The sequence below is a fragment of the Microbacterium umsixpiens genome (assembly GCF_053543675.1).
In genome coordinates this window covers 323-8,490 of record NZ_JBLVOH010000231.1, presented here as the reverse complement: position 1 = coordinate 8,490, position 8,168 = coordinate 323, and the positions used below count along the sequence as shown (strand labels likewise).

Below are 8,168 nucleotides of genomic sequence, written 5' to 3'. Positions count from 1 at the left end.
GACGACATCGCCGCGTCGATCTTCGCGCCATCCGCGTAGCGGACCGATCCCGGCGACCGACAGCACCCCCGCCACGCTCGCACCGATGCTCGCGGAGAACGGCACGCCCGGAGTCGCGCGCGCGCTGAGCGACCCCTCTTGGGTCGAGGTGAAGTGGGACGGCATCCGCGCGATGGGCACGTGGGCGGACGGGCGGATGCTGCTGCACGCACGTCGGGGCACCGATATCACCGCCCGCTACCCCGAACTGACAGCGGATGGTGCGCCGTTCCTCCCGGTCACGGACGCCGTCGTGGACGGGGAGATCGTGGCGTTCGACGGCCACGGGCGACCGAGCTTCTCGCTGCTGCAGAACCGCATGCATCTCACGCGACCGCGCGAGATCGAGCGCGAGGTCATCCGCACGCCGATCGTCTACATGCTGTTCGATCTGCTGCGGCTCGACGGTCATGACCTCACCGGCATGCCGCTGCGGGAACGGCGCACACTGCTCGAGGACGTGATCGCCGACCTCGATGCTCCCGTGCAGCTCCCGCCGGTCTTCGACGACGTCGACGCTGCCCTGGCCGCGAGCCGGGAGTTCGGACTCGAAGGGGTCGTGGTCAAGGATCCGCAGTCCCGCTATCGCCCGGGGCAACGAAGCCCGTCCTGGCTGAAACTCAAGCACACGCGCATGCAGGAGGCCGTGATCGTCGGCATCCGCCCGGGGAAGGGGGATCGGGAGAGCACCCTCGGCTCGCTGCTGCTCGCGGTGCCGGAGCCTGCTGACGGTGTCGACGGACCGCCACGGCTCCGTTACGTCGGACGCGTGGGCTCCGGGTTCACGGACCGTATCCTGCGCGACCTCCTCACGCGACTGGAGCCGCTGCGCGTGAAGACCGCTCCCCTCGACGGCGTGCCGGCCCCCGATGCGTCCGATGCGCTCTGGGTGCGCCCCGACCTCGTCGGCGAAGTGGAGTTCGCGAACTGGACTCCGGACGGCGTCCTTCGCCACGCCCGGTGGCGGGGGCTGCGCCCGGACAAGGAGCCGGACGACATCGTCGTCGAGCCCTGAAACACCCGCTCGTCGGCTCGCCTCAGGCGTGATGCGGTTCGCAGTCCGACTGTTCCGCCGGCTCGATCTGGAAGGTCGAGTGCTCGACGTCGAAGTGATCGGCGAGACACGCCTGCATGTCGGAGAGCAGTTGCGTCGATCGTCCGTCGGCGATCAACTGCGGATCGACGCTCACGTGGGCCGTGAACACGGGCGCCCCTCGGGTCAGCTGCCAGACATGCACATCGTGCACTCCGACCACACCCGCGTATCCGAGCAGGTGCGTCCGGATGTCGCTGACGGCCGTCCCCTTCGGCGCGGATTCGGCGAGGACCGAGAAGACCTCGCGTAGGAGTGTGATCGCCCGCGGGATGATCATGGCGGCGATGAAGAGGGACGCGATGGCATCCGCCGGCATCCATCCGGTGAGGAGGATGACGATCGCCGCGACGATGACGGCCGCAGATCCGATCAGGTCGCCCATCACCTCGAGATACGCCCCACGCACGTTGATGCTCGTCCGCTGCGCGCGGCTCAGCAGCCACATCGAGATGGCGTTAGCGAACAGGCCCACCACGGCGACGACCAGCATGAGCCCGCCGGCGACCTCGACGTCTCCCGGGTTCACGAGCCGACCGATGCCCTCCACCGCCACCCAGGTCGCCAGAGCGATCAGGATCACCGCGTTGATCAGCGCGCCGAACACCTCGGCGCGCTGATAGCCGAAGGTGCGCCGGTCATCGGCCGGGCGTGCGGCCACCGTCGCCGCGATCAGCGCGATGACGAGGGCGGACGCATCCGTGAACATGTGGGCGGCGTCCGCGAGGAGCGCGAGCGATCCGGTCAGGATCGCACCGACGACCTGCACGACCATCACGGTCGCGGTGAGCGACAACGAGATCGCCAACAGGCGTCGACTGCTGGCCGAACGGATGCCGCCGGCGGCGGGTGCGTGATCGTGCATGCCCCCCAGGCTAGACCGGGAAACCGGGCCGGAAGCCCGGTTCCGACTAGTCGGGAAGGGTAACGATTCTCACCGTCATCTGCGGTTCGCTGAAGGACCGTGCGACGTCAGAGCGCGCCGAGCAGCGGCAGCAGTTCGGCGAAAGCGCGGGCCCGATGCGACTGCGACTGCTTCTCGTCCGCGGAGAAGCCGCCCACGGTCCGCTCCTGCCCTTCCGGCTGACCATCGGGGATGAAGATCGGGTCGTATCCGAAGCCGCCGTCGCCCGACGACGCGTGCGCGAGGCGCCCAGGCCAGCGCCCCTCCACGACATGCTCGCGTCCATCCGGCAGAACCAGAGCGATCGTCGAGGTGAAGTGCGCGGCCCGGTGCGGGTCAGCGATATCGCGCAGCTGGTCGAGCAGCAGCTCGAGGTTGGCCGAAGCATCCTTCTTCTGTCCTGCCCAGTAGGCGGAGAAGACTCCGGGAGAGCCGCCGAGCACGTCGACGCAGATCCCGGAGTCGTCAGCCAGGGCAGCGAGTCCGGTGTGCGCGGACGCCGCCCGCGCCTTGATCAGCGCGTTCTCGGCGAAGGTGACTCCGTCTTCGACCGGTTCGGGTCCGTCGTAGCCGACGACCTCGAGGTCAGGACGCGCCTGCGCCACGATCTGCTGGAACTCCGCGACCTTGTGGGCGTTGTGGGTCGCGAGGACGACCTGCATCGTCACTCCCCCGCCAGCGCGGCGAGCTGCTTGCCCTTCAGGTCCTCGCAGCCGGCCACGCCGAGCTCGAGCAGCGCATCGAGTTCGCGCTTGTCGAACGGCGCTCCCTCCGCAGTGCCCTGCACCTCGACGAAGAGCCCGCGCCCGGTGACCACGACGTTCATGTCGGTCTCGGCCCGGACATCCTCGGTGTATGCCAGATCGAGCATGGGCTCGCCGTCGATGATCCCCACCGACACGGCGGCCACGGAGTCGAGCAGCGGCGTGGAGTTCTTGCCGATGAACTTCTTCTCCCGACCCCACTCGATCGCGTCGGCCAGCGCTACGTACGCGCCCGTGATGGCTGCGGTGCGCGTGCCACCGTCTGCCTGCAGCACATCGCAGTCGATCACGATCGTGTTCTCACCGAGTGCCTTGGTGTCGACGACGGCGCGCAGCGCGCGGCCGATGAGGCGGGAGATCTCGTGTGTGCGACCGCCGATACGCCCCTTGACGCTCTCGCGGTCGTTGCGGCTGTTCGTCGCACGCGGGAGCATCGAGTACTCGGCCGTCACCCATCCCTTGCCCTTCCCGGTCAGCCAGCGCGGGACGCCGTTGGTGAAGGAGGCGGTGCACAGCACCTTCGTGCCGCCGAAGCTGATCAGGGCGGACCCCTCGGCGTGCGCGCTCCAGTTGCGCTCGATGGTGATCTCTCGCAGCTGGTCGGTGGAACGGCCGTCGACGCGGACGATTTCGGTCATGTGCTTCTCTCGGTCGGGGTGGACGAATCGAGTCAGGACGATTCGAGGAGGCCTTACTCGAAGGCGATGTGGGGAAGGGGGATCACGCCGGTCTGCACGAGCTGCACGTCGCGGACCTCACGACCCATGAGCCGGTTGGCCAATGCCGTGAATTCATCGGCGGAGGCTCCGGTGGCCTCGTAGACGTAGGTCGCCGTCGCGTCGGGCGACGCCAGGAGGTCGCCTCTGACCAGCTGGCGGTACACGTCGCCTGCGGTCTCGTCGTCGCTGGAGACGAGGGTGACGCCCTCGCCCATGACATAGCTGATGGCACCGCGGAGGAACGGATAGTGCGTGCACCCGAGCACGAGCGTGTCCACGTCCGCGTTCCGCAACGGAGCGAGGTACTCCTCGGCGACCGCGAGGACCTCGGGAGTCCCCGTGATCCCCGCTTCGACGAACTCGACGAACCGCGGACAGGCCGCCGTGAAGACCCGCAGTCTCTCGTTCACCTCGAGCATGTCCTGGTAGGCCCGGGATCCGATGGTGCCCACCGTGCCGATGACGCCGACCCGTCCGTTGCGCGTCGTGGAGACGGCTCGGCGCACGGCGGGGCCGATGACCTCGACGACGGGGGTGTCGTATCGCTCCCGCGCGTCACGGAGCATCGCGGCCGACGCCGTGTTGCACGCGATCACGAGCATCTTCACGCCCTGGTCGACGAGTGTGTCGAGCACCTCGAGCGAGTAGCGGCGGACGTCGGCGATCGGCTTGGGACCGTACGGGGAGTGCGCGGTGTCGCCGATGTAGACGAACGACTCTCGGGGCAGCTGGGCGCGGATGGCCCGCGCCACCGTGAGCCCGCCGACACCGGAGTCGAAGATCCCGATCGGCGCGTCGTTCATGACTCCCCAGCCTACCCGCGCGCGGCCCGACGCGCGCATCAGCACGCTCAGTATGCTGAGCGCATGACCACGTCGACGGCGCTGCTCACCGACCGCTACGAGCTGACGATGCTCGCCGCTTCCCTCCGGGACGGGACGGCCTTCCGCCCCAGCGTCTTCGAACTGTTCTCCCGCCGTTTGTCCGGCGGTCGCCGGTTCGGCGTGGTGGCCGGCACCGGTCGCCTTCTCGGGCTGCTGCGCGAGTTCCGCTTCGGTGAGGAGGAGCTGCGCTTCCTGCGTGACGCGCAGGTCGTGGACGCCGAGTCGCTGAAGTACCTCGAGGACTACCGGTTCACCGGATCGATCCGCGGTTACCGCGAGGGTGAACTGTACTTCCCCGGCTCCCCCATCCTCACCGTCGAGGGGACGTTCGCCGACGCGGTGGTCCTGGAGACGCTGGCGCTCAGCGTGCTCAACCACGACTCAGCAGTCGCAACCGCCGCCGCGCGGATGAGCATCGCGGCGGGCGAGCGTCCGCTGGCGGAGATGGGTTCGCGACGTGCGGCCGAACGCTCAGCCGTGGCCGCAGCCCGCGCCGCCTACATCGCGGGGTTCGGCGCGACGAGCAACCTCGAAGCCGGGCGGAGCTGGGGCATTCCCACGATGGGCACGGCCGCCCACTCGTGGACGCTGCTGCACGACACCGAGGAGGAGGCGTTCCGCGCCCAGGTGGAGAGCATGGGCGCCGACACCACGCTGCTCGTCGACACGTACGACATCCGCACCGGCGTCGAGACGGCGATCCGCGTCGCCGGCCCCCGTCTCGGCGGTGTGCGCATCGATTCCGGCGACCTTCCGACCGTCGCCGCCGATGTGCGCGCGCAGCTGGACGAGCTCGGTGCCGCCCACACACGCATCACCGTGACCAGCGACCTCGACGAGTACGCCATCGCGGCTCTCGCCGCATCACCGGTCGATGCCTACGGTGTCGGCACATCCGTGGTCACCGGCTCCGGATACCCCACGGCGAGCATGGTCTACAAGCTCGTCGCACGGCAGGATGCCGACGGCTCGTGGATCGGCGTCGCGAAGGCATCTGCCGACAAGGCGTCTTACGGCGGCCGCAAGGCCGCGTTCCGGACGCTGGTCGACGGCGTCGCGACCGCAGAGACCGTCGTCGTCTCCGACGGCTTCGAGGAGCTCGACACACCCGGCGAGCACCCAGATGGCCGTCCGCTTCAGGTGACCTTCGTCGAGGCGGGAGACATCGACACCGCCCACGAGGGGGCTGCGGGGACAGCGGCCGCGCGAGCGCACCACCTGCGCGTGCGCGAGGAACTGCCGGTGCGCGCTCTCGCGCTCAGCAAGTCCGACCCGGCGATTCCCACCGTGTACGTCGAAGCCGACTGACGTCAGCCGATCATCGACTCGTAAATCTCCTTGCACGTGGGGCAGATCGGGAACTTCTCCGGGTCGCGACCCGGCGTCCACTTCTTGCCGCACAGTGCCCGCACCGGTTTCCCGGTGATCGCGGACTCGAGGATCTTGTCCTTCTTCACGTAGTGCGAGAAGCGCTCGTGGTCGCCCGGCTCGAGATTCTCCTCGCGGAGGAGCTCTTCCAGTTCGCGATCAAGCGTTGCCACGCCGCCCTGATCGGGGCTGTCCAGCGGAGTACTCATCCCGAGAGTCTAGCGGCGTCGAAGACGCCGCGGGCGGTCTTCACGCGGTCTCGACGAACTCCATCAGCCTCTCGCCGCTGCGCTCGAAGATGCGGCCGCCGATGACCGCTCCGGCTGCCAGCACGGTGAGCCCGACGAGGAGCCCGACCCAGAACGTCGCCGGCGCATAGGCCGACCCCTCGAGGACCGTGGCCGCGAACAGCCAGGCGGTCGGGATGCTGACCACGATCGCTCCGAGGAAAGCGGCCGCCGGGCCGTACGTGCCTCGCGAGCTGGGCCGCTGCGGCTGCTGGAAAGGGCTGTCACCGGGCCGGGAGACCGCGTACGGCGCCACGACCGAGACGATGCTCGAGATGCCGAGCGCCGAGAACAGCAGACTCGCCGCAAGGCCCCCGAGCGGCAGCAGGAGGCTCCAGTCGCCGATGAGGAGGAGCGACAGCGGCGTGGCGATCGCGAGGACGGGAACAGCCACCAGCAGAACCGGAACCAGGCGACCGAGGCGATCGGGAAGCCCGCGCACCCCGCTCGCCACGTGGGTCCACAGAGCCGTCGAGTCGTAGGCGACGTCGTTGTGCGGCAGCCAGCCGAAGAAGAGCGCCATCACCGGGACGGGCACCAGGGCGGCGACCTCGACGGGCACGCCCGCGACGATGAGAGGAAGCACCGTCAGCACCCCGGCGACCGGCACGACGATGATGTTCATGATGTACCGGCGATCCCGGAGCCAGTACACGAGACTGCGGGCGGCGATCGCGCCGAACGCGTTGGACGGCAGGAGACCGAACCAACCGAGCCCGGTGCGCTCTCGCGAGGTGACGGGGCGCTCGGTCGTCGTGAGCAGGCGACGCACGAGCCACGACCAGGCGACCCACAGGAGGCCGACAGTGAGGATCGCCACGATGCCGCTCACCCACGCCGATGCCGTCCCTCCTGCAGCGGACGAGAAGAGGAAGGCAGGCGCCGCGGCGAACGGACTGAACCCGAGCACCGTCGACAGCGTCGCCAGAGAGTCGGGGACGAGACCGTCCCAGCGCAGGGACCCGAGGAACACCGCGACGGGGAACGCGATCACCAGCAGCGCGAGCGCGAACAGCGCGGTGAGCTCGCGCGAGCGACGCTCGGGGAGCAGCAGGGCGTTGACCGCCATACCGATCCGGGAGACGAGCACGGTCGTCACGACGCCGAGGAGCGTCATCAGGATGGCGAGCGGCCACGGCGTTCCCGCCTGGACCGCGACGATGCAGACGCTGATGTAGACGGCGAGCAGCGCCAGGCTGGGCACACTGACGAAGGCCGCCAGCGTGAGCACCCAGGGCATCTGGCGTTCGTCCACGCCGAAGACCGCGAACCGACGGGGATCCAGCTGGTCGACCGCGCCGACGAGGATCGGGCCCACGAGGAAGCCAACGAGCAGGGCGGCCCCGCCGAGCACCGTGACCGCGCGGGCGACGGGAACAGGAGCATCGGCAAGGCTGAAGATCGCGAGGCAGACGATGACCGTGACGGCGACGACCGCTGCGAGCATCACGAGCATCCGAACCCGACGATCGCTGCGCAGCGCCCCGAAGAGGAGCGCGACTCTCAGTCGGAGAACGTGTGCAGCCACTCGAGCCCCTCCACCTCTCCGCTGGATCCGGCGAGCTCCACGAAGCGCGCTTCGAGGGTCTGACCTGCGCGCACCTCGTCGATCGTTCCTTCTGCGAGCACCTCACCGTTGACGATGATGGCCACACGCGAGCAGACGCGCTCGACCAGATCCATACCGTGGCTGGAGAGGATGACGGTGCCGCCGTGTGAGACGTAGGCGCGCAGGATGTCGAGGATGACCGCGGACGAGACCGGATCGACCGATTCGAACGGCTCGTCGAGCACGAGGACGCGCGGCGAATGGATCATGGCCCCCGCGAGCATGATCTTCTTCGTCATGCCCGCCGAATAGTCCGAGACCACTCGGCTGAGCGCGTCGCCGAGATCGAAGGCACGAGCGAGGTCAGCCGCACGCTTCTCGATGACATCGGCCGTGAGCCCGCGCAGAAGACCGTAGTAGTAGAGGAGCTGGCGGCCGGTGAGCCGGTCGAACGTGCGCAGCCGGTCGGGCAGCACGCCCATCATTCGCTTCGCCGCCTGCGGCTGCACCGCCTGATCGATTCCGCAGATCACGACGCTGCCCTCATCGGCGCGCAGCAGA

At 68.9% G+C, this 8,168-nt stretch carries 8 protein-coding genes and 1 pseudogene; 2 read left to right on the top strand and 7 right to left on the bottom strand.

The genetic code is table 11. The features are described from left to right. On the top strand, positions 1-1,054 hold a 1,054-nt coding region (ligD, locus tag ACNPM4_RS19455), incomplete at its 5' end, for a non-homologous end-joining DNA ligase (protein ID WP_448986864.1). Between the two features lie 22 nt (positions 1,055-1,076). Here ligD and ACNPM4_RS19450 read toward each other — a convergent pair. The 4 genes from ACNPM4_RS19450 to murI form a co-directional block, all read right to left on the bottom strand. Continuing rightward, positions 1,077-1,997 (bottom strand): cation diffusion facilitator family transporter, encoded by a 921-nt coding sequence (locus ACNPM4_RS19450; protein ID WP_448986863.1) that lies wholly within the window; start codon positions 1,995-1,997, stop codon positions 1,077-1,079. Between the two features lie 107 nt (positions 1,998-2,104). Next, on the bottom strand, positions 2,105-2,698 hold the full coding sequence (gene rdgB, locus ACNPM4_RS19445) for an RdgB/HAM1 family non-canonical purine NTP pyrophosphatase (RefSeq protein ID WP_029262515.1): 594 nt from the start codon (positions 2,696-2,698) through the stop codon (positions 2,105-2,107). A 2-nt stretch (positions 2,699-2,700) separates the two neighbouring features. After that, positions 2,701-3,438 (bottom strand): ribonuclease PH, encoded by a 738-nt coding sequence (gene rph / locus ACNPM4_RS19440; RefSeq protein WP_029262516.1) that lies wholly within the window; start codon positions 3,436-3,438, stop codon positions 2,701-2,703. A gap of 53 nt (positions 3,439-3,491) precedes the next feature. Continuing rightward, positions 3,492-4,322 (bottom strand): glutamate racemase, encoded by an 831-nt coding sequence (gene murI / locus ACNPM4_RS19435; protein ID WP_448986862.1) that lies wholly within the window; start codon positions 4,320-4,322, stop codon positions 3,492-3,494. Between murI and ACNPM4_RS19430 the strand changes: the two are divergent. Beyond that, positions 4,323-5,711, top strand: a pseudogene (locus ACNPM4_RS19430) (nicotinate phosphoribosyltransferase); the annotation flags it as partial. It lies immediately after the preceding gene. Between the two features lie 2 nt (positions 5,712-5,713). Here the strand turns inward: ACNPM4_RS19430 and ACNPM4_RS19425 are convergent. The 3 genes from ACNPM4_RS19425 to ACNPM4_RS19415 all read right to left on the bottom strand — a co-directional run. Continuing rightward, on the bottom strand, positions 5,714-5,980 hold the full coding sequence (locus ACNPM4_RS19425) for a DUF3039 domain-containing protein (RefSeq protein ID WP_026049764.1): 267 nt from the start codon (positions 5,978-5,980) through the stop codon (positions 5,714-5,716). A gap of 40 nt (positions 5,981-6,020) precedes the next feature. Continuing rightward, positions 6,021-7,586, bottom strand: coding sequence for a hypothetical protein (locus tag ACNPM4_RS19420; RefSeq protein WP_448986861.1), 1,566 nt, complete (start codon positions 7,584-7,586; stop codon positions 6,021-6,023). Beyond that, positions 7,562-8,168: ABC transporter ATP-binding protein (locus ACNPM4_RS19415; protein WP_448986860.1), on the bottom strand; the 607-nt coding region annotated here is incomplete at its 5' end. The genes ACNPM4_RS19420 and ACNPM4_RS19415, both read right to left, overlap by 25 nt.

What these genes read in the sequence shown, in the direction of transcription:
- rph (WP_029262516.1), bottom strand. Translation starts at nt 3,438, where the DNA reads ATGACCGAAATCGTCCGCGTCGACGGCCGTTCCACCGACCAGCTGCGA.
- murI (WP_448986862.1), bottom strand. Translation starts at nt 4,322, where the DNA reads ATGAACGACGCGCCGATCGGGATCTTCGACTCCGGTGTCGGCGGGCTC.
- ACNPM4_RS19450 (WP_448986863.1), bottom strand. Translation starts at nt 1,997, where the DNA reads ATGCACGATCACGCACCCGCCGCCGGCGGCATCCGTTCGGCCAGCAGT.
- rdgB (WP_029262515.1), bottom strand. Translation starts at nt 2,698, where the DNA reads ATGCAGGTCGTCCTCGCGACCCACAACGCCCACAAGGTCGCGGAGTTC.
- ACNPM4_RS19425 (WP_026049764.1), bottom strand. Translation starts at nt 5,980, where the DNA reads ATGAGTACTCCGCTGGACAGCCCCGATCAGGGCGGCGTGGCAACGCTT.